The organism is Streptococcus hepaticus, assembly GCF_043656315.1.
Lineage (GTDB): Bacteria > Bacillota > Bacilli > Lactobacillales > Streptococcaceae > Streptococcus > Streptococcus hepaticus.
Genome location: NZ_JBINIY010000020.1, coordinates 1 through 23406, shown reverse-complemented (window position 1 = coordinate 23406; position 23406 = coordinate 1). Strand labels below are relative to the sequence as shown.

Here is a 23406-nt window from a genome sequence, read left to right as displayed (position 1 = left end):
CTATATTTAGTCTCAGTTCCTTCAGTCTCACTAGGGGCTGAATATAAAACCGGCCCCGTCTTTCTTTGAGCCCCCCTAGTGTTTTTTTAACACTAGCCCCGTCAGTATGTAAGACTGGGGTAATTTCATGTTCTAATTCCCCCAAGTAAATTTTATTTGCCATTCGACCTTTTTCACTAGAGGACTGTTGGACTTCATCAATTAAGCCATAGTCACGTAAGGTTTTCTTGATAGAGATTAATTTTGACTTTGAACAGCCTAAAAGTGCCATCAGATTTGAATTGGAATAAATCAAATAAATAGCCCCATCTTCATCAATCCAACCTTTACTCAAAAACAACTCCAATCGATCTTTTAAAACCCCGTAGGCTACCTTAACCTCCAGCTTCATATCCTTATAACGTTCACTCTCAAACAAAATTTTAGGGAGTTTATAATAACGCTCTGATGTCTGATACTGATTAGCGGTAATTCGTTTCATGATTGTCCCTCCAAGACTAAAATTCCAACATTTCCAAATTCATCAAATCGGATTAAACCTGTTTGTTCCATTTCATTTACCAGTTGAGTTGCTTTCTCAATATCAACTCCTAAGATAATCACGAGATGACACATCACGATTTGACGTGATGATTGTTCCTCCTTTTGCATAATTACCTCCAAAACGCAAAAAAAGGGGTAGACAATTTAATGTCTACCCCCGAAAATTTATTAAAACAAAATCAATTTATCAGTTTCTATCAATCGCTTATCGCTCTCAAAGACTGGTAAATAGGGATTCCGCAATCTAATTATGATGTGACTCTTATTTAAGAGTAACTGAAGCACCAGCTTCTTCCAATTTAGCTTTGATTTCTTCAGCTTCTGCTGCAGAAACACCTTCTTTAAGAACAGATGGTGCACCGTCAACAAGAGCTTTAGCTTCTTTAAGGCCTTCGCCTGTGATTTCACGTACAACTTTGATAACGCCAACTTTTTTGTCGCCAGCAGATGTCAATTCAACGTCGAATGAATCTTTAGCTTCTTCAGCAGCACCACCAGCTGCAGCAACAGCTACAGGAGCAGCAGCAGTTACACCAAATTCTTCTTCGATAGCTTTAACGAGGTCGTTAAGTTCAAGGATTGTAGCTTCTTTAATTTCAGCAATAATGTTTTCAATGTTCAATGCCATTGTGATTTCCTCCAAATTGTTTTTAAATAATAATTCTTTGCAACCTTAGGCTGCGAGTGGACGCATTAAGCTGCGTCTTCTTCTTTTTCTGCAACAGCTTTGACAGCGTATGCAACGTTGCGAACTGGCGCTTGAAGTACAGAAAGGAGCATAGAAAGCATACCTTCGCGGTTTGGCAATGTTGCAAGTGCTTCGATTTCTTCTTTTGAAGAAACTTTACCTTCAACAGCACCACCCTTGATTTCAAGAGCTTCAGCAGTTTTCGCAAAATCGTAGATGATTTTAGCTGGAGCAACTGCGTCTTGTGAGAATGCAACTGCAGATGGTCCTACGAACAATTCTGCAAGCCCTTCAAGACCAGCTTTTTCAGCAGCACGGCGCAAGATTGAGTTTTTGATAACTTTGTACTCAATTTCTTCACCACGCAAGTTACGACGAAGAACTGTATCTTGTTCAACAGTCAAACCACGCGCGTCAACTACAACGATAGATGTAGCTGCTTTCATTTGCTCAGCAACAGCGTCTACTAATTCGGCTTTTTTAGCAATAATAGCTTCTGACATTTAGTTTACCTCCGTTTTTATTTTGGGATAGGTACAAAAAAATCGCACCTAAACCTAGACACGAAAGTACAATACGTTACAATTTTTAAGTTACGTTTTGTGCCTCGGTAGGATATTTATGAGTCCAGCTCCCCTACTGTCTTAGGTCGGTTATTCAAAACCTTAATTATCATATCATATTTCCTACACCAGCGCAAGCATTTTTACCTAAAAATTTTAAAAAGTGTCATTTAGCGAGCTTTATTCTTCCCACCCTCGCAGAACAAATGAAGATCCTTTTCTAATAAAAACTGCTTTCAGCCCTTCGATAGAAATAAATACCGAACTTGAAACGGCATTCTAGATAAAAAAACGCATGTCCAGTGGACACACGTTCATATATTAGGCTTTTTGTTTACCATTCAAAACAAGATTCAAAACAATGGCACAAACCGTTGCAATAACAATACCGTTTGTCAAGAACATTTGAACAGTTGATGGGAAACTTGCAAAAAGATTTGTTCCGTTGAAACCAACCCCTGCTGAGATAGACACTGCAGCGATGATGAAGTTGTGCTCATTGTCTGTAAAATCAACATTGTTGAGCATTTGCATCCCTTGAAGAGCTACCATACCAAAGAGAACAAGCATAGCACCTCCAAGAACTGGGCTTGGAATCATTTGAGCAAGAGCACCAAATTTTGGCAAGAGACCGATCACAACCAAGAAGGCAGCTGTGTAATAGATTGGACGACGAGTTTTGATACCTGACAACTGTACCAAACCAACGTTTTGTGAGAATCCTGTATATGGGAAAGTGTTGAAAATACCACCAAGGAGAACGGCAATACCTTCTGAACGGTAACCGTTACGAAGACGAGTTGAGTTCAGTTTATCGTTAGTGATATCAGAGAGCGCCAAATAAACACCTGTGGACTCAACCATTGAAACAGTCCCAATGATGCACATCATCACAATTGAAGTGATTTCAAACTCAGGAGCTCCAAAGTAGAATGGTGTTGGGATATGTACCCAAGGAGCGCCTGCTACTACCGCTGTATCAACTAAGCCCATGAAACCAGCCAAGACAGTACCTGCAATCAAACCAATCAGAATAGAAATTGATTTAATGAAACCAGTCGCAAATTTTTGAACCAATAAAATAATCAAAACAGTTGTTAAAGCGAGGATAACACTTTGTACAGTTGGAGATTCTGTATTATTTCCCATATTTCCCATCGCAACCGGAATAAGCGTCAAACCGATGGTGGTAATAACAGAACCAGTAACGATTGGTGGGAAAAGCTCTGCAATTTTTGAGAAAACTTCCGCAACCACAATCACGTAGATACCCGAAGCAATCAAGGCACCAAACATCGTACCTGAACCTTGATTGGCACCAATGATTGAAAGTGGCGCAACAGATTGGAAGGCACAGCCAAGTACGACTGGAAGACCGATACCAAACTGTTTGCGAAGTTGCAATTGTAAGAAGGTTGCAACCCCACACATGAAAATATCTGTTGAGATTAGGTAAGTCAACTCTTTAGCTGAATAACCAAGGGCACCTGCAATCATGATTGGTACCAAGATAGAACCAGCATACATTGACAAAAGGTGTTGCAAACCTAAAATAGCTGATTCCGAATGTGAATGTTCTTGTTGTTGTGACATATTAAGCGTCTGCCTCCGTGAATACTACTGTATTTTCTTTAAATTCTTTAATGCGTGCAAGTGATGTAACTGGTACTCCTGCTTCTTCTAAAAGTGCACGTCCAGTTTGGAATGATTTTTCAATGACAATACCTACACCAGCAACTCTAGCTCCTGCTTGTTGAATAATTTCCAAGAGCCCTTTAGCTGCCTGACCATTTGCTAAGAAGTCATCTACAATCAAGACGACGTCGTCTTCATTCAAGAATTTATCTGCGATAGAAACGGTGCTAGTTACTTGTTTCGTGAAAGAATACACTTCTGCCGTCAAAATACCTTCTGTCATGGTAATATTTTTATGCTTTTTAGCAAAAATCATTGGAACATTAAGAGCTTGCGCTGCATAAACAGCTGGAGCAATCCCAGATGCTTCAATCGTTACTACCTTTGTAATCCCGGCATCTTTGTAATTTTCAGCAAATACTTTCCCAATTTCTTGCATGAGCTCAAAGTCCACTTGATGGGTTAAGAAACTGTCGACTTTTAAAATTCCTTCTCCTAAGACATTGCCGTCTTTTAGGATACGATCCTCTAATAATTTCATCATAACTCCTTTGATATGAATGGTTTCTTAAAATTAGAAAAAGAGAAAAGACTTGCCGTAAAATGCAAAAAACATTTTACATGGGAAACCCAAGCAAGCCTTCGCTTACTTATTGTTAGACATTCCGGTGTCTTGTAGAAACGACGAGCCAATTCTCGACATAAATAAGTATTTCTTCTATATATTTTTAATGCTTAATCATTGTACCATTTTTCAGTTATTTTTCAAGAGTTTTGAATTGATTTTTTACATTTTTAACAAAAAAACTTAACTTTGATGGGTTGTCAATTCTTTTTTATTCGTGATTTACACTTTTCAGTTTTAAAAAGGCGAACAAAAAGCTTATAGCAAAAAATTGTTATCTCTATAAAAGTTAAAGAACTTGAGACATTGCCCCAAGTTCTAACTTAAATTTCATCAAGGATAGCTTCCCAAGCTTGGTCAAAACCGTGGCGTGTCTCTGATGAGAAGACCACAAACTTATCAGACTTGTCGAAATCCAATTTTTTCTTAATAGCAGATTCATGTTTGTTCCACTTTCCACGTGGAATTTTATCTGCCTTAGTCGCTACGATAATAACAGGAATTTCATAATATTTAAGAAATTCATACATCTGAATATCATCCGCAGATGGATCATGACGCATATCAACAAGACTAACGACCGCTCGTAAATTATCACGACTCGTCAGGTATTCTTCAATCATCTTGCCCCATTTGGCACGTTCAGTCTTAGATACCTTGGCATAACCGTAGCCGGGAACATCCACAAAACGCAATTTATCATCAATATTATAGAAATTAAGTTGTTGCGTTTTACCAGGTTTGCTTGAAGTTCGAGCTAGATTTTTGCGCCCAAGAAGAGTATTGATAAAAGAAGATTTCCCTACATTTGAACGACCAGCAAGTGCAATTTCTGGCATATCATCCTGTGGGTACTGGGCTTTTGAAACCGCACTGAGCATGATTTCAGCATTATTTGTATTGATTTCCATGCTTCCTCCTAAGCTGTCTCTAATAGTGGTTTTTCCAAACCATCAACAGCCGCTTTGGTAATGGTCACACGCTTGATATCCTCTTGACTTGGCACTTCAAACATCACGTCCAACATGGTTTCCTCGATAATAGAACGAAGTCCACGCGCACCTGTTTTGCGTTCAATAGCCTTATTGGCAATTTCTTGCAAGGCATCATCGTCAAAAGTCAACTCGACATCATCATAAGACATGAGTGTTTGATACTGTTTCACCAAGGCATTACGTGGTTCTATCAAAATACGAACCAAATCATCCGCTGTTAATTGCTCCAAAGCAGCTACAACTGGTAAACGCCCAATAAACTCTGGAATAAGACCAAATTTTTGAATATCTTCTGAGATGATTTCTTGCATATAAGAAGCATCATCATCGATTTTACGGCTGTTTTGTCCGAAACCAATTATCTTCTCACCTAGGCGTTGCTTGACAATTTCTTCAATTCCGTCAAAGGCACCACCCACGATAAAAAGAATATTTTTGGTATCAATCTGAATCATTTCTTGGTTAGGATGCTTGCGTCCTCCTTGTGGAGGAACACTTGCAACTGTTCCTTCAATAATTTTCAAGAGCGCTTGTTGTACGCCTTCTCCAGAAACATCACGTGTTACAGAAACATTTTCACTCTTCTTGGCGATCTTATCAATCTCATCGACATAGATAATACCGCGTTCAGCGCGCTCGATATTGTAATCTGCAGCCTGAATGAGTTTGAGTAAGATATTTTCAACATCTTCACCCACATAACCTGCTTCTGTCAATGATGTCGCATCTGCAATGGCAAATGGTACATTGAGAGACTTCGCTAAGGTTTGCGCCAAGAAAGTTTTCCCTGACCCTGTTGGACCAATCATGAGGATATTTGATTTCTGCAAATCCACATCACTCTCATCACGACTATCTTGGAAATTAATTCGCTTGTAGTGGTTGTAAACCGCTACCGCTAAGGCACGCTTTGCGCGGTCTTGACCAATCACATAATGGTTGAGAATGTTGAGCAATTCTTGTGGTTTTGGTGTATCAGCAAGGTCTGTTAACACTTCCTCTGCCAACTCTTCTCGAATAATTTCCTGTGCCAATTCGACGCATTCATTGCAGATAAATACATTGTTTCCTGCAATAATTTTCTTCACTTCTTCTTGATTTTTACCGCAAAACGAGCAGTAAATAAATTCTGGTTGGTTGTGTCCCGCCATTATAATCCCCTAAATAATCTTAAAATAATACGCCGTAAAAGGCATGAATACTGTTGACCAAATTGGTCGCTGCATTCAGCAAAAAGATAATTGCTAAACCGTAGCGCTTTTTCTGAAAAGCCTGAAGCGAACAGAGTACGCAAATGCCACATAAAAAGGCTGTAAATAGTCCAAATAAACTCTTTTCCATAGACTAGTTCACTTTCCTGGCAAAAATTTTCACAGTAAAATCACTGGCATTCTTCTCATCTTTGGCATGAAAATTCTCATCAACTTGCTCGAAAATAGACCAGTCAAACTCACTTGGAAAATAGGTGTCCCCTTCATACTGGTCATGAATCTCTGTCAAGACAACCTCATCTAGATAAGGTTCAAAGGCTCTAAAAACTTGCGCACCACCAATCACATAAAGATTCTTTTCCTGCCCTACATACCAGTCCAAAATTTCCTGAACAGAATGCATCACTAAAACCTGATTATTTGCTACAGAATAGTCTTTATCTCGTGTCAAGATAATGGAAATACGATTTGGAAGAACACGTCCTCCAATTCCATCAAATGTTACACGTCCCATGACCATGGCATGCCCCATAGTCGTCTCTTTAAAATGCTGTAAATCTGCTGGTAGACGCCATGGTATAGTTTGATTTTTCCCAATCACGCCATTACTATCCTGTGCCCAAACAGCTGAAATCTTCTTTGTCATGTTCTCTCTCTTTCTGTCTTTCCATTCTATCAAAAATTGACTAAAAACGCACTTGCCAACCTCGCAAGTGCTGTTATTTTAGATAGCTAGGTCAAACTTGAGCTGTGGTTTGACAGGTTCATAATCAATTAATTCAAAATCTTCTGGCTTAATATCAAAGAAATTCGTACCATCTGGAACATTTAAGACCAAACGTGGTTGGCAATCCGTTGCTTCTCGACGTAAGAGTTCTTCTGCCTGTTCAAATTGATTGTCATAAATGTGCAGATTATTAATAAAATAGAAGAATTTTCCGACCTTCCATCCAAAATGCTTGGCAATCATCATCTGCAAAGCGACATATTGCATGGCATTGATGTGGTGGGCTACCAACATATCATTGGAACGTTGCGTCAAAGTTGCATCCAAATAAATATCTCCCTCTACACGCCGCACATCAAACATAGTCTGAAATGCACAGGGCAAGAGACCTTCTGTTTCCTCAAAAGCCTCATAATCCCACAGGGAGATAACATTCCGGCGATTCCATGGATTTGCTTCTAATTGCTTAAGAATTTTATTCATAATGTCATGCTTTTTGACAATTGCGCCGTAGCGTTGACCAATCGTTCCTGTATCTCCTACTTCCCAATCATTCCAGTATTTCACACCATATTTATCATTTAAGATGGACAGGTCATTTGTCTGGTCTTGGTAAATCCAAAAAATCTCCTTAATAGCAGATTTAATAGGAATTGGACGCAGGGTCGTGATTGGAAATTCACCTTTTGACAAGTCGTACTCTGCAAAAGAGCCGGTTACATATTTGGAATTAGCTACTTGACCATTTTTATAAACAGGACGAGCATTTTCCGAAAAAACACCTTCTGCCATAATACGCTCAATATTGGATTTGAAAATTTTATCTGCTTTAGTCATGGAATTATTATATCATGGTCCCCCATATTTTGTCCTAGAAAAACCTCCCTAGCAACTAGGGAGGGGTGGATTATTTCAACACGAGTGAGGCTGCACCGATGACACCTGCATCATTGCCAAGATTAGCCAATGATAACTTGGTAGATGTGCGGATTTGTGGGAAGGTATTTGTATCATAGACTTCTTGCAAGCCTTTGAGCAAAAATTCTCCTGCTGCAGACACGCCACCACCGATAACGATGTACGCAGGATTGAGGACGCTAGCGATGTTCGCGCAAGCAATTCCTAAATAACGTGAGAAGTTTTTGTAGACAATAAGAGCTAAATCATCGCCTTCTTTCGCCAAATCAAAGACATCTTTGGCAGTCACTTCTTGGCCGTCATCAATCATTTTCTTGAGTTGCGCATCACCTGCATACTCTTCCGCATAGCGGCGAGTCAAGTTAACGATACCTGTTGCAGAAGCTACGGTTTCCAAGCAACCTTTTTTACCACAAGTACATGCGATTGGAGCGTCAAAATCAACTGTGATGTGACCGAGTTCTCCTGCCGCACCTGCTACACCGTGTAAAAGACGACCGTCAGCAACGACACCGCCACCAACACCTGTTCCAAGGGTCATAAAGACAACGTTTGGATTGTTTTCACCTGCACCGACCCATTGCTCACCTAGTGCAGCAACGTTAGCGTCATTATCAATAAAGAAAGGAATTTCAAGTGCAGATTCGATTTGCTCTTTTACTGGTTGTAGTGTTTTCCAGTCCAAATTATAGGCACCAATAACTGTACCTGCTTGACTATCTACAACACCTGGTGAACCCATACCAATTCCTAAGAAATCTTCCTTGGTCAAACCATGCGTACACAATTTATGCTGGATACTTTCAATAATGTCTGGAACAATATGGCTACCTTCATCCAAAATATTTGTCTTGATAGACCATTTTTCTTGGATTTCACCTTCTTGCGTCAAAATCGCAAACTTGATAGATGTACCGCCCAAGTCGATACCAATAATTTTTTTAGACATAATCATCTCCTACTTTCATGATTAATTCTATTATATCACAATGAAAAGGTTTGCAAAGCCTTTTTCATAATTTGTAAAGATTTAGCTTTAATTTATTTAACGAAAAATATAAAGGCTAACAAGTAGTTGCAAATGAATCACCAGTCGTAACAAACTGAGACCAAACATGACCGTGAATTTATTGCCCTCACCAACCAGACTATTGTAGAGAAAGAGGCTGGAAATACTTGTAAAGCCCAGCGCAAAACCAAGCATTTGCAGCGGTTGATAAGCTTGAATATAAGATAAGAGGCTCACTGTCACCACAAGAAGCGCCAAGACAGTCATTCCCAGTCGTAAAGCATTCATTTTCTTGCTTTTGAAAAAACTATAAAGAGCTGCCCCAAACACCACTGCTATATAGAGGAACATATAAACAATCATCAGCGTATGCATAATGAATTAGCCCTCCAACTCGCTCAAATACTCATAACGTTCATATTTTTCTAGCAAGAGATCATTCTTTTCATCCAGCTCTTTTTGCAAGTCAGATAGCTTGGTAAAGTCACTGCTGCAGGTTAACATTTCTTCTTCAATAGCTGCAATTCGCTCTTCCAAACCTGCAATATCATCCTCAATGGTCGCCCACTCTTGCTTTTCAAAATAGGACATGCGCTTCTTCTCTTCGCGTACACGCTCTGTTTTTTCTTTTTTCTTTTCTTGGGAAATGGCTGCGCTAGAAGCCAAAAAGGCTTTTTCATCCAGGTAGTCTGTATAATTTCCAAAGAATTCTCTAACTTGACCCTCTTCAAAGGCAAGGATTTTATTAGCAACCTTGTCCAAGAAATAGCGGTCATGGCTAACGGTGATAACAGGCCCCGCAAATCCTTGAAGGAAATTTTCTAGTACCGTCAAGGTCGCAATGTCCAAATCATTTGTCGGCTCATCTAGGAGTAAGACGTTGGGTCTTTCCAATAAGATTTTTAGTAGATAGAGACGTTTTTTCTCACCGCCAGATAGTTTTTCTATCAAGGTACCATGAGTGTTGCGCGGGAAAAGAAATTGCTCCAGAAGTTCTGCAATAGAAACCATACCCGATGTAGTATGAGCTTCTTCTGCCACTTCCTGCAGATAATTGATGACGCGCTTGCTTTCATCCAATCCCTTGATTTGCTGTGAGAAATAGCCAAGGCGGATGGTTTCACCAATAGCCAGCTTACCAGCACTTGGTTGTAACTCTCCTGCAATCAGATTGAGCAAGGTCGATTTTCCCATACCATTATCACCCACAATCCCAATCCGGTCCTTGTTTTGCACCAAAAGGCTAAAATTTTGCAAAATAGGTTTGTTAGGGAAAGAGAAATCAACTTTTTCAAACTCGATGACTTTTTTCCCGATACGACTGGTCTCAAAATTAATTTCCAAATCACTATCGTCCACCTTATTAGCCAAGTCCCCCTTCAAATCGTGGAAACGATTGATCCGAGCTTGCTGCTTAGTGGCGCGAGCTTGAGGTTGACGGCGCATCCAAGTCAATTCTTGTTTGTATAATTGTTCTTTTTTATGGCGAAGAGCCGCGTCTCGCTCATCTTGCTCTGCTTTTAGACGAACATAGTCCTGATAATTTCCTTGGTATTCCACCAAACCTGCTCGGTCCAGTTCAAAAATTCTTGTCGCCACATTGTCCAAAAAATAACGATCGTGAGTAATAAAAAGAACTGTTTTTTTAGAAGATTTTAGATAGGTTTGCAACCACTCAATAGTATCAATATCTAGGTGGTTGGTCGGCTCATCTAAAAGCAATAAATCATCATTTCCAAGCAAGGTCTGCGCTAATTGAACGCGACGACGAAGACCACCAGATAGATCCGCGACTTTTTGAGTCACATCGTTAAGACCTAGTTTAGATAAAACAGTCTTGACTTGACTTTCCACTTCCCAAGCATTGAGAGCATCCATTTCAGCCATGACTTTTTCCAACTTAACTTGATTGTCCTCGCTATAATTGGCTAACAGACTCTCGTATTCACGAATAACTTGAATTTCCCTTAAGTCGGAAGATAAAACAGTATCCAAAACTGTCTTGGAATCATCAAAGTCAGGTTCTTGTGTTAGATAAGCAATCTTATAATCATTTTTGGTCTTGAAAGGCGAGGTGTCACCGTCAAATCCTAACTTCCCGGAAATCACATCCAGCAGTGTTGTTTTTCCCGTCCCATTGACACCAATAATCCCGATGCGATCCAAGTCGTGAATAATAAATGAAATATCTGAAAAAACGGTCTTATCGCCAACTGACTTGCTCAATTTCTCAACAATAAAATCGCTCATAGGTGTCCTTTCTCTTTTACAAAATCCAAAATAGCTTCTTGCTCATTTTCCAAATGACCATCAACAATGGCAAACTCGATCGCATTCAATATGCGTCCTAAATCCGGACCAGGCTTCATACCAAATTCCTTGATAAGATGACCTCCGTTTACCACAATTTCATGCTTATCATGAATGGTCAAGTGAGCATCCAAGTCTAAAATTCTTTCAAAATCAACTACCAAGTCCTGCGACTGACGTAATTCTTCTACCAAAATCAATTTGTCTTTTCCATACTTGTAACAAGTCTGCTTGTCGTACTCTTTCTCCAAGCGGAAATTCCAAACCTCTACCAGCTGATGAACAGACTTCATAAAGTCGTTTGATGTTTTCCACTTACGGCAAAAATCTTTCACATCCTTAACCTCTAGAGCAATTAATAAGAATGCCCAAGCCTGCTCTGATGAAGAAAATTGGAAATCATCTGATAAATGACTGGTCAATTTTTGTAGATTTTCAGCTTGATTTGTTAAACATGGCAAATATTGATAGGCCTGCGAATCAATCAAAAATTGCAAACCTTTCCGCCAAAAACATGCCATGAGGAGCTTATCAAACTCGATAAAAATTCGTTCAATAGAGATTTTCTCTAAGAGAGGTGCTGTTTCTTTCATAGCCGCAAACGTGACAGGCTCAATTTCAAAATCAAGCACCGCTGCGAAGCGAAATCCCCGCATAATGCGAAGAGCATCTTCTCCAAATCGCTCACTTGGCACTCCTACAGCCCGCAGGATTTTCCCAGACAAATCCGTCAAACCGTCAAAAAGGTCAATCACTTGCGCTTTTTCGTCCAAAGCGAAGGCGTTAACGGTAAAATCACGGCGCTTTAAATCCTCTTCGAGAGAGCGCACAAAAGAAACCTGACTAGGACGGCGGAAATCCACATAAACATCCTCAGTCCGAAAAGTCGTCACTTCATACTCATGTGCCCCCTCCAAAACCAAAACTGTCCCGTGCTCAATCCCCACATCCACTGTTCGGCGAAAAATCTGCTTGGTCTCCTGCGGATAGGAACTGGTGGCAATGTCCACATCGTGAATAGGGCGTCCCAAAATAGCATCTCGCACTGAGCCACCAACAAAATAGGCATCAAAACCAGCAGACTTAATTTTCTCTAAAATCGGCAAAGCCTCCTGAAACTCAGAAGGCAAATTGTTTAATTTCATAATAAATGTTCCAAACCATACACGAGTTGCTCGCGTTTTACTACTTCTTTAATAGCAAGATTAACACCGCTCATAAATGAGACACGATCATAGGAATCATGACGAATGGTCAAACCCTCACCTTGTGCTCCAAAGATGACTTCTTGATGAGCAACCAGACCTGGCAAACGGACAGAGTGAATTCGAAAACCGTCAAATTCTGCACCGCGAGCTCCAGCCAATAATTCCTCTTCGTCTGCTGCACCTTGTGTTTGCGCAGCACGAACCTTAGAAATCAATTCAGCAGTCTTAATCGCTGTTCCACTCGGTGCATCTTTTTTCTTATCATGGTGCAGTTCAATAATCTCCAAATTTGGGAAATACCTGGCTGCCTGTGCTGCAAATTGCATGAGCAAGATAGCGCCAATAGCAAAGTTTGGTGCAATCAAGCCACCCAATTTTTTCTGAATTGACAAGTCAATCAATTCATCAATTTCTTCAGGGGTGAAGCCGGTTGTTCCCACTACTGGCGCCCAGCCATTTTCCAAGGCAAAGCGTGTATTTTCATAAACAAACTGAGGAGTCGTAAAATCCACCCAAACATCTGCATCCAATCCTGCCAAGTCTTCTTTAACTGTAAAGACAGGCACACCGTCCACTACTTTTTCTTGGGCGAAAGGATCTACAAGAGCTGCCAAGGTCAAATCTGCATCATTTTTGACCATATCCATGGCTGTAGAACCCATTTTCCCCTTAAATCCTGCAATAATGACCTTAATCATGTCTCTTTCCTCTATTTCTGCACTTCAAGTAAATTCTTGTCTAAGGAATAATTGGTGTGAAGCCAAAGGCTATAGCACCTTCACCCAAATGCGTTCCAATAACAGAACCAAAGCTAGCGATTGGTAAGTTACTGAGACCAGCCTCTTCCAACATGTCCTTAAATTCCTCAGCTTTCGCTTCAGCATTTGCATGAATAATGTAAATCTGATAGTCTCCCTGAGCAGTTTTTTCCTGCAAAATTTCTAGCAAGCGTTTCACTGCTTTTTTCTCAGTCCGTACCTTTTCGTAAACTTCAATCTTACCTTCGTCAGTAAAGTAAAGAATCGGCTTAATACTGAGCAAATTTCCCAAGAGAGCCGCGCCATTTGACAGACGACCGCCTTTTACCAAGTGATTTAAGTCGTCTACCATAATAAAAGCTGAAGTTCCTTGGATTTGTTGGTTTAACTTTTCGAGAATTTCTTCAAAGCTTGCTCCCGAATCAACCCACTTTTGAACGTTTTCAGCCATGGCACCTTGCGGTACAGAAGTGATTTTCGTATCTGGAAAAGCAATGGTCAAGCCTTCAAATTCATCTTTCAGAAATTGAATATTTTGGTAAAACCCAGAAATACCTGCTGCCAAGAAAAGCCCGATGACATGCGTGTAGCCATCTTTTTGCAAATGGCCAAGCATTTCCTCTAGCACTGCCAAGCTGGGTTGACTCGTTTTAGGAAGCTCATCTGTCGCTGCCATTTTTTCATAGAATTCTTGGGCAGTTAAATTTTTTCCTTCCACATAGCTTTCTCCAGCAATGGTTACTGGAATATCAAGGACAAAAACATTTTCTCTTTCTGCAAATCCTGAACTCAAAACAGCTGACGAATCCGTAATAATTGCAATCTTCATCTTAAAACTCCAAATTGATCCCTGGTTGGTCCAAGGCAATTTCTGTCACTTCGTACGTCATACGCTTCAAGATATCCAATAACGGCAATGCAAGGTTACGACGCTCTTCTTCTGAAAACTCACTTGGTTCATTGACAATACGATTCAAGATAGTAACGCCTTGCGTCATAGTACCTGAAATAACAAAGTCTTCCAAGACAATCATGAACTGTAAAATAGTAATGATGCGTGTTGTATTTTCTTCAGTATCTTTTTCAATCAGTTGAAAATCAACCTTCAACTGGGTTTTAGGTTCACCATTTTCTGCTTCCCAAGCTGGATTACGCAGATCGAAATGGTATTGATTCACTAATGGTTTTTGACGTGTAACTTCCACAAGATTTCTCCTTCAAAACAATATTACCTAATTATAACATAAAATAATCCAAAAACCTCGCTATTTGCAAGGTTTTTCAATAGATACGTCACTTTCTTAGAAAAATTTCTACGTCAGATAAACCAATAGCTGCTCCAGATAGGCTGTCTGTCAGTTTTCTCTCCTGAAAAGAGCCTAAAAACACTGCTGATTTTATCTTGTATTTCTTAGCAAATTTCTTATAAGTTACCCTATCAATCCCTTAGTAGACAAGTGATAGAACGTTTTTCCTTGCATAGAGTATTCCTCCTCCAATTGCTCTAAAAATACTTGAAAATCATGGTTATCATTTCGACCAACCAGTAAATAGAACTGTTCTTTCTGCTTTATTTTTGCAGTTACCTGCTCCAATGTGACTGGCTCTATTTTCTGTAAGCCCCGTTCCGCGGCTGAAACCCGATTTCCCATGCCACTGGCTATCTTTTTTGGGCTAACACGCGCTTGGGGCTACGAGATCAATGCAGCTATTTTCTAAAGAGTGAACCAACTCATTGTCCACTGATTGGTAACTAGCAATGTATTGATTAATGGTTAATGGTGCTAATTTTTTCACGAATTGGACCCGCAACATCTTCGAAGGCATTTAATATGCGACTGCACATCATTTACCAGTGCTTGTTTTTGGTCAATAAAATAAGTCGCTGCACGGTAGCTTTCTTCACTGGTATAGGTATAATATCCTACTTCTGAAGCAGTATCATCCGCCTTTGCCTGTACTGCTGCTAGTAATGACAGCAAAACTGTACTAAATTAGCAAACTTTTTAAAATATTCTTTTTCTTCATATGTTCCTCCATTTTATAACAGCATACGAGTTTAAATTTCCATATTGCCATTTAAATCATAAACACCACTTCCTGTATAAATATGTGAATACACATTATAAATAATGATTTGAAATTATTATACTGAGGTGATGGAAAAGAGCAAGTATACAAATTATAGATTATTATAAATTCTTCAGGACATCAAATTAGATAGAATACATAAAAAACCAAGGCCAGACTACCTTGGTTCATGAGTTATTTAGCTTTACGAAGGGCTCCGTAGAGAACACCTGAAACAAGTGCTCCAATAAGAACAAATACCAAGTAAAGGATTGGGTTGCTTGTAAGGGCGATAACGAAGATACCTCCGTGTGGCGCCATGAGTTTGATACCAGCAAGACCAACAAGGGCACCTGCAAGTGCAGAACCCGCAACGAAGCTTGGGATAGCACGCGCTGGGTCAGCCGCTGCGAATGGGATAGCTCCTTCAGTGATGAATGAAAGACCCATAACGATGTTTGTCAAACCTGAATCACGTTCTTCTTGAGAAAATTTGTTTTTGTAAAGAAGAGTTGCAATGAAGACTGCGAGTGGTGGAACCATACCACCAGCCATAACTGCCGCCATAACGACTGAACCACCGTTAGCAACTGATGCTGCCAAAGTACCTGTACCGAATACGTAAGCCGCTTTGTTAACTGGGCCACCCATATCGATAGCCATCATACCACCAACAAGGAGACCAAGAAGGACAGCTGAGCTACCTGACAAACCAGTCAAGAAATCATTAAGAGCTGTATTGATAGCTGCCATTGGAATGTTAACCGCAAACATCAAGAAGCCTGTAACGATTACACCAAGAAGTGGCAAGATAAGGATGGATTTGGCACCTTCAAGAGAACGAGGCACCTTCACGTATTTCTTAATAGCAAGAACCACGTAACCAGCAAGGAAACCACCAACAAGGGCACCAAGGAAACCTGATGAAACGCCTGCAAGACCAAGAGTTTTGTCACCACCAGCAGCGTAAGCAATTTTACCATAAGCAAGACCATTTGACGCAATAGCACCTGCTACGAAACCTGATACCAATCCTGGTTTTTCAGCGATTGAGTAAGCCACGTAACCAGCAAAGACTGGAAGCATAAAGCCAAAAGCTGCTTGACCAATCTTCATGAACATTGAAGCCAATTCATGGTAAGAACCAAGATTTCCAAGTGCATTTTGAGGCACACCCATGGCGTTATCAATCAAGAAGGCAAGGGCAATGGCGATACCGCCACCAATAACGAATGGCAACATTTGAGAAACACCTGACATCAAGTGTTTGTAGAAGGCTTGACCTGCCGTTATTTTTTCTTCTGATGCTGAAACTTGTGCACCTTCTTTAGCCACGTAAGTGTCTGCTTGGTCATTCAAGATAATGTTAATCAATTCTTCTGTTTTCTTGATGCCGTCAGCAACTGGGCGGTTAACCAATGGTTTGCCGTTGAAACGAGGCATATCAACAGCTTTATCGGCTGCGATGATAACACCTTTTGCTTTGGCGATGTCCTCAGCAGTCAATTTATTACCAACACCTGAAGCACCGTTGGTTTCAACCTTGATGCCAACACCCATTTCAGCAGCTGTTTTCTTCAAGGCTTCTTCAGCCATGTAAGTGTGGGCGATACCTGTTGTACATGCTGTTACAGCAACGATGAAGTCTTGACCAGCAACTGGTGCAGCAACAACTTCTTCTTTCTTCTCTGCTTCCGCATCAAAGACTGCAATCACTTCTTCTGGAGAGTTAACACCACGCAATTTGGCAGCGAAGCCATCTTTCAACAAGTATTGTGACAATTCAGCAAGTGCAGCCAAGTGAGTGTCGTTCGCGCCGTCTGGCGCAGCAATCATAAAGAAGAGGTCTGTTGGTTGACCATCAAGTGACTCATAGTCAACACCAGCACCTGATTTAGCAAACAAGACTGTTGCTTCTTTAACCGCAGCATTTTTGCTGTGTGGCATAGCGATACCATCACCAAGACCAGTTGTCATTTGTGCTTCACGATTCATGATACCAGTTTTGAAAGCCTCAAAATCAGTCACCACACCGTTGTTAGCAAGGCTAGTAATCATTTCATCGATAGCCGCTTCTTTTGAAGTTGCTTTCAAATCCAACATCATGACTTTTTTGTTAAGCAAGTCTTGAATTTTCATAGTTTTTCTACCTCTACTTTATTGTAAGTTTCTTTTATAAAATCGGCTGTCGCCAAGTCATCAGAGAAAGTTGTAGCTGTGCCACATGCCACACCCCATTTGAGGGCTTCTACTGGGTCACCAGATTTAACAAATTCACCTGTGAATCCAGCTACCATTGAGTCACCTGCGCCAACAGAATTTTTAACGGTCCCTTTAATAGGTTTAGCAAAGTAAGCAGCTTCTGGTGTTACCAAGAGGGCACCGTCACCAGCCATTGAGATGATAACGTTTTGAGCACCTTTTGCCAAAATTTCACGCGCGTATTTTTCAATATCAGCAAGACCATTCAATTCAACACCGAAAATATCTGCCAACTCGTGATTATTTGGTTTGACCAAGAGTGGTTCGTAAGCCAGGCTATCTAAAAGGGTTTGTCCCTCGAAGTCGCAAACTACTTGCGCGCCAGCTTTTTTAGCCAAAGGAATCAAAGTATTATAAACTTGATTACCGAGGTTAGCTGGGGCTGAACCTGCAAAAACGACCGTATCATCTGCTGACAAGCCTGAAAGAATAGCTTCCAATTCTGCCAACTGTTCTGGTATGATTGTCGGACCTGCACCATTGATTTCAGTTTCTTCACCAGCTTTGATTTTAACGTTGATACGGGTATCTTCCGTTACTGCTACAAAGTTAGTTGAGATACCTTCTTCAACAAGCCCTTCTTCAACAAAACGTCCTGTAAAACCACCAATAAAACCAGTAGCTGTGTTGCCAATGTCCAAACGTTTTAAGACACGACTGACGTTAATCCCCTTACCACCAGCGTACTTATCATCAGAATCCATGCGGTTGACACTACCCAGTGCCAAACTGTCTAGACGGACGATAAAGTCGATTGATGGGTTAAGAGTTACCGTGTAAATCATACTTCAATCACCTTCGTTTTCTTCTTTATTTTTTGTAACAATTGACTATCCGTAGCATTTGTAATCAAGCTAGCCTGATGAACAGGAGCTACTTTTACAAAGGACTTCTGACCAATTTTTGAAGCATCCAGTAGAATGTAGGGAGTCTTAGAATTTTCTAAAACCGTTCGCTTGATAATGGCTTCTTCCATATCCGGCGTCGTATAGTCACATTCATCAACTGCATTCATTCCTAAAAATGCTTTATCAAAATTCAATCTCCGAATTTGTTCTACAGCGACAGCCCCAATTGAAGCATCTGTAGATGCTTTTACCATTCCGCCGACAATCATGGTCGGAATTTGACTTTCTACTAACTTGGCTGCATGATGAATCGAATTGGTCACCACTGTGATGTCCTTATCTACCAAAAAAGGAATCAGCAGCTCAGTCGTGGTCCCCGCATCAAGGAAAATCACATCCGAATCTTCTATCAAATCTTTGGCAAAGATAGAGAGAGCTTCTTTTGATTGAACGTTTTTGATAGATTTTTGCTGAATAGACTCTTCCATACGAAGACCTGCCAAACTCTCGGCACCACCATGGACACGTCGTAATTTGCCAGCCAACTCTAGTTCATCCAAATCACGTCTGATTGTTGATTCAGACGAATCTAACAAAACTGTCAATTCCTCTAGACGGACAAATTTTTCTTGATGAACTTTTTCAAGAATGACTTGCTTTCGTTCTGACTTTAGAATAAGCCCACCCCCTTGCAATCGTTTACAGATTCCATTATACTTATTTTTTAATCAATGTCAATCATTTTCTTCCAAAAACCACCATTTTCATTCACTTTCAATCATTTACAATTTTTTTCAAATAAAAAAGGCTAAAAAGCCTTTACTGTTCATCTGCACTAACCATTTCAATTATCTTTTTCATCTTACCCATAATCGCTGGCGCATCCATGCTCATACGGATATAATTTGCTAAACTTCCTTGAGGGTAATATTTGAAGTTGAAATCATTGGCAAGACCTGCTTGGTAAATCTTCTCTGCATAGGGTGCTGTGAAGGTGACAAAGTTAGTCTGACTAGGAAGAACTTTCATTGCTGGTTGTTGCAGAAGAAAAGCTATAAAATCATCACGGATTTCCTTATTCAGCTCAACACTTTCAGCAACATTTTGACCATAAGATAGAGCAAGTTCACCTGTTCTTGCAACAATATTGGGCATGCTGTAAGGCGGTAAAACCTTGTCCAACTCTTTAGCCAAGATTGGGTTAGTAATGGCAAATCCCAGACGCAAACCAGCTAAACCAAAAGCCTTAGACATGGTTCGCAACACAATCAAATTGTTATAGTCAGTTACCTTATTTACCAATGATGGCTGATCTGCAAAGTCTATATAGGCTTCATCAATGACCACCAAACCATCAAATCCTGCAATAACCTGCTCCAACTGTCCATTTTCAAAGGCAACAGAGGTAGGATTGTTAGGATTAGACAAGATTAAAACTTTTGCTTCTACTCCCTTGGCATAGTCCAACAAGGCTAGCGCTTCTAAAGTTGGATAACCCTGGGTCCAATCCAAAGGGAAGGTCGCAATCTGGGCACCGTGCAATTCATTGAAAACCTGATACATGAAAAAATCCGGTCCGACTGTCAGAAGGGTGTCTTCCTTATTTAAAAAAGTCGTGACAATCATGTGAATGAGCTGGTCAGACCCTACCCCCTGAACCAATTGATTGGTTTCAACCCCCAGATTTTTTGCATATTTTTTCAACAAAGGAGCATACTGATTGTCCCCATAACACATGATGTCTGTCAGGTCTAATTCTTTTCCTAGTTTTTCGGGTAAAAAAGACCAGTCAATCAGGTGATTTTCGTTGTCTCCGAGGTTGTATTTTGCCATTTTTTCGATCTTATAATTCTCTAAATGCGCTAAATCTTTTCTAAACTGAACCATAGCCTTCTCCTTATTTTTGTATTATTATACAGGTATTTTCCTAAAATAACAAGAAAAACACAGCCTTATGACTGTGCCTCATCTTGTATTTTCTTGAAAATTTTCAGTTCTTCTTCGGAAAAATCGTAGGATTCCAACAAATCTGGACGACGTTCCAAAGTTTTGCGCAAGCTTTGCTCCAAACGCCACAAACGAATATTTTCATGGTGCCCACTCATCAGAACATCTGGAACTGTCATACCACGGTATTCATAAGGCCGAGTATACTGCGGATACTCCAGCAAACCAGACGAAAAAGAATCATCCTGATGACTAGCTTCTTTACCAATAACCTCTGGAATCAAGCGAACTGTCGCATCTACCATGGTCATGGCTGCCAACTCACCACCTGTCAAGACAAAGTCTCCAAGTGAAATCTCATCCGTCACCAAGGTCTTAATCCGCTCATCGTAGCCTTCATAATGACCACAGATGAAAATCAGCTCTTCTTCCTCCGCCAACTCTTCCGCATAGGCTTGGTCAAAGGTTCGACCTGCTGGATCTAGTAGGATAACTCGAGGATTTTTAGCTTGAATCTTTTCAATCGTGTCAAAAATAGGCTGAGCACGCAAGAGCATGCCCTGTCCACCACCGTAAGGTTCGTCGTCTACATGTCGAGCTTTCTCCGCGTTCTCTCGGAAATTATGGTAGTTGATGTCCAACAAGCCTTTCTCCTTAGCCTTGCCGACAATGGAATGCTCAAGCGGGGCAAACATTTCTGGAAAGAGGGTTAGAATATCAATCTTCATCGTCTAAGCCTTCCAGAATTTCTACATCTACGCGGTTCCCATCGATATCTACATTCAAAATAACTGGTGGAATATAAGGCAAGAGAAGATCCCGTTTTCCTTTACGTTTAACCACCCAAACATCGTTGGCACCTGGTTGTAGGATTTCCTTGATTTGCCCAATCAAAACATCATTTTCATAAACATCCAGACCGATGATTTCGTGGTAGTAGAATTCATCATCATCCAAATCAGATAAGTCCTCTTCAGCAACTTTGAGCGAGCACCCCTTGTATTTTTCCACATCGTTAATATGGTAAAGGCCTTTGAACTTGACGATATCAAAATTCTTTTGTTTGCGGTGACTAGCTACTTCTACTTCCAAAACAAATTGATCCTTGTCATTGAAAATAGACAGCTTGCTCCCCTTTTTAAAGCGTTCTTCTGTAAAATCCGTCACAGACATGACTCGTAATTCACCTTGCAGACCTTGCGTATTGACGATTTTTCCAACATTAAAGTAATTCATAGTTTCTCCAATTTCAAAACATTACTTTTATTCTATCACGATAAGAGAGATTTCACAAGCAAGAAAAAAGGCGCCCGAAGGCAACCTTTTAGTCTTTTTCGTCAATCACAAGACGGACTTTTTTATCACTTGTAGGGACAGAATAAACGATCGTTCTAATTGCAGAAATTGTGCGACCTTTCCGACCAATCACACGACCGATATCAGACTTGTCCAAGTCCAAATGATATTCCAAAAATTCTGGAGTGTCTTCGATCTTAATCGTAAGACTGTCAGGTTGTGAAATCAAGGGTTTCACAATTGCAATAATAAGATTTTCAATCATGTCCATAAGTGTACTCGATTCGTCTATTGATTATTTTGAAAATTTAGCTTCGTGGAATTTCTTCAACACACCTTCGTTTGAAAGGATGCTACGAACTGTATCTGAAGGTTGTGCACCTTTAGCCAACCATTCAAGAACGCGTTCTTCTTTCAAAGTCACTTTGTTTTCAGCCAAAAGTGGATTGTAAGTACCAACTGTTTCGATGAAACGCCCATCACGTGGAGCACGTGAATCTGCTACGTTAATACGGTAGAAAGGTTTTTTCTTAGAACCCATACGAGTCAAACGGATTTTTACTGCCATTTTTAAAATCTCTTTTCTGTTTTATATATTTTCTGGTAATAGCAGAGCTATTTATACTCAATGAAAATTAAAATTTGCCAAGGCAACGAACTGCAGACAGTACTATAGTACGGCAAAGTGAGTTAACGATGGAAAATTTTAATTTTGGAAGAGTACTACCCTAATTATTATAACATAAAGTTTCATGCTGTCAAGAAAAAAACTTGACAGATCATAAAATTATTTGCCCATAGTGAAATTTCTGATTTGGTCTTACCAGTCTTTCAAAGCCCAATTCCTCAAAAACAGAATCTCTAAAATGAGCTTTCAGGATGATTTTCTCACGTGCCACCCGCTTGGCTTCTTCTACTATTTCAGTTGTCAATCTTGCTGGATTGGCCAGCTGTTCCAGACCAGCTAGATTTTCTGATTCTTGGATATTTTCTGAGAACATGGGATCAAAATAGATAACATCAAAAGAATTTTCTGGCTGACTCTTGAGGAAATCAACATAATCCACATGAATAGGCTGAACAGACCGCATGGCCTTGTCAAGCTTCTCTTTTCCACTACAATAAGTCACTAGACCACGAGAAACCACTAAATAGGGAATAAGTTGGGACTCAAGGGCTGTCACACGGTGACCTGCACTAGCCATCACCAAACTATCTGAAGCCAAACCCATGGTGCAATCCAAAACTATCTTCGGAGCATTTCCTAACAAATCCAGAAAAGGATCGTGCGGAGCCTTTATCCGAAGCGTGGCTGTATCAGGATGAAAGATTAACTCTCGGCCATTGTGAGCTACAAAAATCAGCTTTTCCCTATAAACGACAAGTGCTCCCTCTCCATCTGCTATCAGTTTTTTGACTGAGTCTTTGCGCCGTTCTCTATATGTAAAGCCATACTGGTCGGCTAAATGCTGCGCAAATGTGACCTGCTTTTTGTCAGGATTGAAGGAAGTGGTTATAATGTATGCTTTCATGTCTATATTATAACATAGGAAAAACAGACACTAGAAACCCAGTGTCTGTTTGTTATATCGAGAAAGAATAAATCTAATTATTTTTCTTCTTTACGACGGCTTACAGCAAGTCCAAACATCGAAAGAATCGCTAGAATCACGCCATAAACTGTTGACATTGAAGAGTTCTCACCAGTCTTAGGCAATACTTTCTTATCAGCTGTTTTTGGAGTCTTCGTTCCTGCATCTGGAGTTACTTTGTCAGTATTGGATTTCATTGGT

General features: G+C 40.2%; 29 protein-coding genes, 1 pseudogene, 1 riboswitch and 1 other annotated feature. All 30 genes and pseudogenes read right to left on the bottom strand.

Annotated elements, in window-relative coordinates:
- Window positions 1-481: pseudogene (locus ACHUFA_RS10190) on the bottom strand (replication initiator protein A); the annotation flags it as partial.
- Window positions 478-651, bottom strand: coding sequence for a hypothetical protein (locus ACHUFA_RS10185; protein WP_222349563.1), 174 nt, complete (start codon window positions 649-651; stop codon window positions 478-480). The pseudogene ACHUFA_RS10190 and the gene ACHUFA_RS10185, both read right to left, overlap by 4 nt.
- 154 nt (window positions 652-805) lie before the next feature.
- A complete protein-coding gene (gene rplL / locus ACHUFA_RS10180) occupies window positions 806-1171 on the bottom strand; it encodes a 50S ribosomal protein L7/L12 (RefSeq protein WP_222349562.1) in 366 nt (121 codons plus the stop codon).
- A gap of 65 nt (window positions 1172-1236) precedes the next feature.
- Window positions 1237-1734 carry a 50S ribosomal protein L10 gene (gene rplJ / locus ACHUFA_RS10175; protein ID WP_222349561.1) on the bottom strand — a complete coding sequence of 166 codons (498 nt, stop codon included), beginning with the start codon at window positions 1732-1734 and terminating at the stop codon, window positions 1237-1239.
- Between the two features lie 27 nt (window positions 1735-1761).
- Window positions 1762-1898 (bottom strand) — a sequence feature (ribosomal protein L10 leader region).
- Window positions 1899-2115: 217 nt separating this feature from the next.
- The gene (locus tag ACHUFA_RS10170) at window positions 2116-3387 is read right to left on the bottom strand and encodes a nucleobase:cation symporter-2 family protein (protein ID WP_394405897.1); all 1272 of its coding nucleotides are present in this window, start codon (window positions 3385-3387) and stop codon (window positions 2116-2118) included.
- A gap of 1 nt (window position 3388) precedes the next feature.
- Window positions 3389-3970 (bottom strand): xanthine phosphoribosyltransferase, encoded by a 582-nt coding sequence (locus tag ACHUFA_RS10165; RefSeq protein ID WP_394405895.1) that lies wholly within the window; start codon window positions 3968-3970, stop codon window positions 3389-3391.
- Between the two features lie 92 nt (window positions 3971-4062).
- Window positions 4063-4158, bottom strand: a riboswitch (purine riboswitch).
- A gap of 219 nt (window positions 4159-4377) precedes the next feature.
- Window positions 4378-4965 carry a ribosome biogenesis GTP-binding protein YihA/YsxC gene (gene yihA / locus ACHUFA_RS10160; RefSeq protein ID WP_222349554.1) on the bottom strand — a complete coding sequence of 196 codons (588 nt, stop codon included), beginning with the start codon at window positions 4963-4965 and terminating at the stop codon, window positions 4378-4380.
- Window positions 4966-4973: 8 nt separating this feature from the next.
- A complete protein-coding gene (clpX, locus tag ACHUFA_RS10155) occupies window positions 4974-6200 on the bottom strand; it encodes an ATP-dependent Clp protease ATP-binding subunit ClpX (protein ID WP_222349552.1) in 1227 nt (408 codons plus the stop codon).
- A gap of 19 nt (window positions 6201-6219) precedes the next feature.
- On the bottom strand, window positions 6220-6390 hold the full coding sequence (locus ACHUFA_RS10150) for a hypothetical protein (protein ID WP_222383475.1): 171 nt from the start codon (window positions 6388-6390) through the stop codon (window positions 6220-6222).
- Between the two features lie 3 nt (window positions 6391-6393).
- The gene (locus ACHUFA_RS10145; protein ID WP_394405892.1) at window positions 6394-6906 is read right to left on the bottom strand and encodes a dihydrofolate reductase; all 513 of its coding nucleotides are present in this window, start codon (window positions 6904-6906) and stop codon (window positions 6394-6396) included.
- A 78-nt stretch (window positions 6907-6984) separates the two neighbouring features.
- Window positions 6985-7824, bottom strand: coding sequence for a thymidylate synthase (locus ACHUFA_RS10140; RefSeq protein ID WP_394405890.1), 840 nt, complete (start codon window positions 7822-7824; stop codon window positions 6985-6987).
- Window positions 7825-7894: 70 nt separating this feature from the next.
- Window positions 7895-8854, bottom strand: coding sequence for an ROK family glucokinase (locus tag ACHUFA_RS10135; protein ID WP_394405888.1), 960 nt, complete (start codon window positions 8852-8854; stop codon window positions 7895-7897).
- 96 nt (window positions 8855-8950) lie between these two features.
- Window positions 8951-9289: a hypothetical protein gene (locus ACHUFA_RS10130; RefSeq protein ID WP_394405886.1), complete on the bottom strand. Its 339-nt coding sequence runs from the start codon at window positions 9287-9289 to the stop codon at window positions 8951-8953.
- Window positions 9290-9295: 6 nt separating this feature from the next.
- On the bottom strand, window positions 9296-11164 hold the full coding sequence (locus ACHUFA_RS10125) for an ABC-F family ATP-binding cassette domain-containing protein (protein WP_394405884.1): 1869 nt from the start codon (window positions 11162-11164) through the stop codon (window positions 9296-9298).
- Complete coding sequence (locus ACHUFA_RS10120; RefSeq protein ID WP_394405882.1) at window positions 11161-12369, bottom strand: CCA tRNA nucleotidyltransferase; 1209 nt, start codon at window positions 12367-12369, stop codon at window positions 11161-11163. Before ACHUFA_RS10120 ends, ACHUFA_RS10125 begins: the two co-directional genes overlap by 4 nt.
- Entirely contained in the window at window positions 12366-13130 is a 765-nt protein-coding gene (gene dapB / locus ACHUFA_RS10115) for a 4-hydroxy-tetrahydrodipicolinate reductase (protein WP_394405880.1), read from the bottom strand. Before dapB ends, ACHUFA_RS10120 begins: the two co-directional genes overlap by 4 nt.
- Window positions 13131-13170: 40 nt before the next feature.
- Complete coding sequence (locus tag ACHUFA_RS10110; protein WP_222349534.1) at window positions 13171-14019, bottom strand: DegV family protein; 849 nt, start codon at window positions 14017-14019, stop codon at window positions 13171-13173.
- Between the two features lies 1 nt (window position 14020).
- Window positions 14021-14395 carry a DUF1149 family protein gene (locus ACHUFA_RS10105; RefSeq protein WP_222349531.1) on the bottom strand — a complete coding sequence of 125 codons (375 nt, stop codon included), beginning with the start codon at window positions 14393-14395 and terminating at the stop codon, window positions 14021-14023.
- Window positions 14396-14620: 225 nt separating this feature from the next.
- Window positions 14621-14842 carry a hypothetical protein gene (locus ACHUFA_RS10100; protein ID WP_394405878.1) on the bottom strand — a complete coding sequence of 74 codons (222 nt, stop codon included), beginning with the start codon at window positions 14840-14842 and terminating at the stop codon, window positions 14621-14623.
- 141 nt (window positions 14843-14983) lie between these two features.
- Window positions 14984-15172, bottom strand: coding sequence for a hypothetical protein (locus ACHUFA_RS10095; protein WP_222349526.1), 189 nt, complete (start codon window positions 15170-15172; stop codon window positions 14984-14986).
- A gap of 283 nt (window positions 15173-15455) precedes the next feature.
- Window positions 15456-17399, bottom strand: a complete 1944-nt coding sequence (locus ACHUFA_RS10090) for a PTS fructose transporter subunit IIABC (RefSeq protein ID WP_394405876.1) — start codon at window positions 17397-17399, stop codon at window positions 15456-15458.
- Window positions 17396-18307 carry a 1-phosphofructokinase gene (gene pfkB, locus ACHUFA_RS10085; RefSeq protein ID WP_394405874.1) on the bottom strand — a complete coding sequence of 304 codons (912 nt, stop codon included), beginning with the start codon at window positions 18305-18307 and terminating at the stop codon, window positions 17396-17398. The genes ACHUFA_RS10090 and pfkB overlap by 4 nt, the downstream gene beginning before the upstream one ends.
- A complete protein-coding gene (locus tag ACHUFA_RS10080; RefSeq protein WP_394405900.1) occupies window positions 18304-19047 on the bottom strand; it encodes a DeoR/GlpR family DNA-binding transcription regulator in 744 nt (247 codons plus the stop codon). Before ACHUFA_RS10080 ends, pfkB begins: the two co-directional genes overlap by 4 nt.
- Before the next feature lie 142 nt (window positions 19048-19189).
- Window positions 19190-20257, bottom strand: a complete 1068-nt coding sequence (locus ACHUFA_RS10075) for an aminotransferase class I/II-fold pyridoxal phosphate-dependent enzyme (RefSeq protein ID WP_222349519.1) — start codon at window positions 20255-20257, stop codon at window positions 19190-19192.
- A gap of 65 nt (window positions 20258-20322) precedes the next feature.
- Window positions 20323-21045 (bottom strand): tRNA (guanosine(37)-N1)-methyltransferase TrmD, encoded by a 723-nt coding sequence (trmD, locus tag ACHUFA_RS10070; RefSeq protein WP_222349518.1) that lies wholly within the window; start codon window positions 21043-21045, stop codon window positions 20323-20325.
- On the bottom strand, window positions 21035-21553 hold the full coding sequence (rimM, locus tag ACHUFA_RS10065; protein WP_222349516.1) for a ribosome maturation factor RimM: 519 nt from the start codon (window positions 21551-21553) through the stop codon (window positions 21035-21037). The genes trmD and rimM overlap by 11 nt, the downstream gene beginning before the upstream one ends.
- Before the next feature lie 88 nt (window positions 21554-21641).
- Complete coding sequence (locus tag ACHUFA_RS10060) at window positions 21642-21884, bottom strand: KH domain-containing protein (protein WP_222349514.1); 243 nt, start codon at window positions 21882-21884, stop codon at window positions 21642-21644.
- 24 nt (window positions 21885-21908) lie between these two features.
- The gene (gene rpsP / locus ACHUFA_RS10055) at window positions 21909-22181 is read right to left on the bottom strand and encodes a 30S ribosomal protein S16 (protein ID WP_222349512.1); all 273 of its coding nucleotides are present in this window, start codon (window positions 22179-22181) and stop codon (window positions 21909-21911) included.
- A 211-nt stretch (window positions 22182-22392) separates the two neighbouring features.
- The gene (locus ACHUFA_RS10050) at window positions 22393-23145 is read right to left on the bottom strand and encodes a class I SAM-dependent methyltransferase (RefSeq protein ID WP_394405871.1); all 753 of its coding nucleotides are present in this window, start codon (window positions 23143-23145) and stop codon (window positions 22393-22395) included.
- A 77-nt stretch (window positions 23146-23222) separates the two neighbouring features.
- The coding region (locus ACHUFA_RS10045) for an LPXTG cell wall anchor domain-containing protein (protein ID WP_394405869.1) at window positions 23223-23406 on the bottom strand (184 nt) is incomplete at its 5' end.

What these genes read in the sequence shown, in the direction of transcription:
- ACHUFA_RS10185 (WP_222349563.1), bottom strand. Translation starts at nt 651, where the DNA reads ATGCAAAAGGAGGAACAATCATCACGTCAAATCGTGATGTGTCATCTC.
- rplL (WP_222349562.1), bottom strand. Translation starts at nt 1,171, where the DNA reads ATGGCATTGAACATTGAAAACATTATTGCTGAAATTAAAGAAGCTACA.
- rplJ (WP_222349561.1), bottom strand. Translation starts at nt 1,734, where the DNA reads ATGTCAGAAGCTATTATTGCTAAAAAAGCCGAATTAGTAGACGCTGTT.
- ACHUFA_RS10170 (WP_394405897.1), bottom strand. Translation starts at nt 3,387, where the DNA reads ATGTCACAACAACAAGAACATTCACATTCGGAATCAGCTATTTTAGGT.
- ACHUFA_RS10165 (WP_394405895.1), bottom strand. Translation starts at nt 3,970, where the DNA reads ATGAAATTATTAGAGGATCGTATCCTAAAAGACGGCAATGTCTTAGGA.
- yihA (WP_222349554.1), bottom strand. Translation starts at nt 4,965, where the DNA reads ATGGAAATCAATACAAATAATGCTGAAATCATGCTCAGTGCGGTTTCA.
- clpX (WP_222349552.1), bottom strand. Translation starts at nt 6,200, where the DNA reads ATGGCGGGACACAACCAACCAGAATTTATTTACTGCTCGTTTTGCGGT.
- ACHUFA_RS10150 (WP_222383475.1), bottom strand. Translation starts at nt 6,390, where the DNA reads ATGGAAAAGAGTTTATTTGGACTATTTACAGCCTTTTTATGTGGCATT.
- ACHUFA_RS10145 (WP_394405892.1), bottom strand. Translation starts at nt 6,906, where the DNA reads ATGACAAAGAAGATTTCAGCTGTTTGGGCACAGGATAGTAATGGCGTG.
- ACHUFA_RS10140 (WP_394405890.1), bottom strand. Translation starts at nt 7,824, where the DNA reads ATGACTAAAGCAGATAAAATTTTCAAATCCAATATTGAGCGTATTATG.
- ACHUFA_RS10135 (WP_394405888.1), bottom strand. Translation starts at nt 8,854, where the DNA reads ATGTCTAAAAAAATTATTGGTATCGACTTGGGCGGTACATCTATCAAG.
- ACHUFA_RS10130 (WP_394405886.1), bottom strand. Translation starts at nt 9,289, where the DNA reads ATGCATACGCTGATGATTGTTTATATGTTCCTCTATATAGCAGTGGTG.
- ACHUFA_RS10125 (WP_394405884.1), bottom strand. Translation starts at nt 11,164, where the DNA reads ATGAGCGATTTTATTGTTGAGAAATTGAGCAAGTCAGTTGGCGATAAG.
- ACHUFA_RS10120 (WP_394405882.1), bottom strand. Translation starts at nt 12,369, where the DNA reads ATGAAATTAAACAATTTGCCTTCTGAGTTTCAGGAGGCTTTGCCGATT.
- dapB (WP_394405880.1), bottom strand. Translation starts at nt 13,130, where the DNA reads ATGATTAAGGTCATTATTGCAGGATTTAAGGGGAAAATGGGTTCTACA.
- ACHUFA_RS10110 (WP_222349534.1), bottom strand. Translation starts at nt 14,019, where the DNA reads ATGAAGATTGCAATTATTACGGATTCGTCAGCTGTTTTGAGTTCAGGA.
- ACHUFA_RS10100 (WP_394405878.1), bottom strand. Translation starts at nt 14,842, where the DNA reads ATGGGAAATCGGGTTTCAGCCGCGGAACGGGGCTTACAGAAAATAGAG.
- ACHUFA_RS10090 (WP_394405876.1), bottom strand. Translation starts at nt 17,399, where the DNA reads ATGAAAATTCAAGACTTGCTTAACAAAAAAGTCATGATGTTGGATTTG.
- pfkB (WP_394405874.1), bottom strand. Translation starts at nt 18,307, where the DNA reads ATGATTTACACGGTAACTCTTAACCCATCAATCGACTTTATCGTCCGT.
- ACHUFA_RS10075 (WP_222349519.1), bottom strand. Translation starts at nt 20,257, where the DNA reads ATGGTTCAGTTTAGAAAAGATTTAGCGCATTTAGAGAATTATAAGATC.
- trmD (WP_222349518.1), bottom strand. Translation starts at nt 21,045, where the DNA reads ATGAAGATTGATATTCTAACCCTCTTTCCAGAAATGTTTGCCCCGCTT.
- rimM (WP_222349516.1), bottom strand. Translation starts at nt 21,553, where the DNA reads ATGAATTACTTTAATGTTGGAAAAATCGTCAATACGCAAGGTCTGCAA.
- ACHUFA_RS10060 (WP_222349514.1), bottom strand. Translation starts at nt 21,884, where the DNA reads ATGGACATGATTGAAAATCTTATTATTGCAATTGTGAAACCCTTGATT.
- rpsP (WP_222349512.1), bottom strand. Translation starts at nt 22,181, where the DNA reads ATGGCAGTAAAAATCCGTTTGACTCGTATGGGTTCTAAGAAAAAACCT.
- ACHUFA_RS10050 (WP_394405871.1), bottom strand. Translation starts at nt 23,145, where the DNA reads ATGAAAGCATACATTATAACCACTTCCTTCAATCCTGACAAAAAGCAG.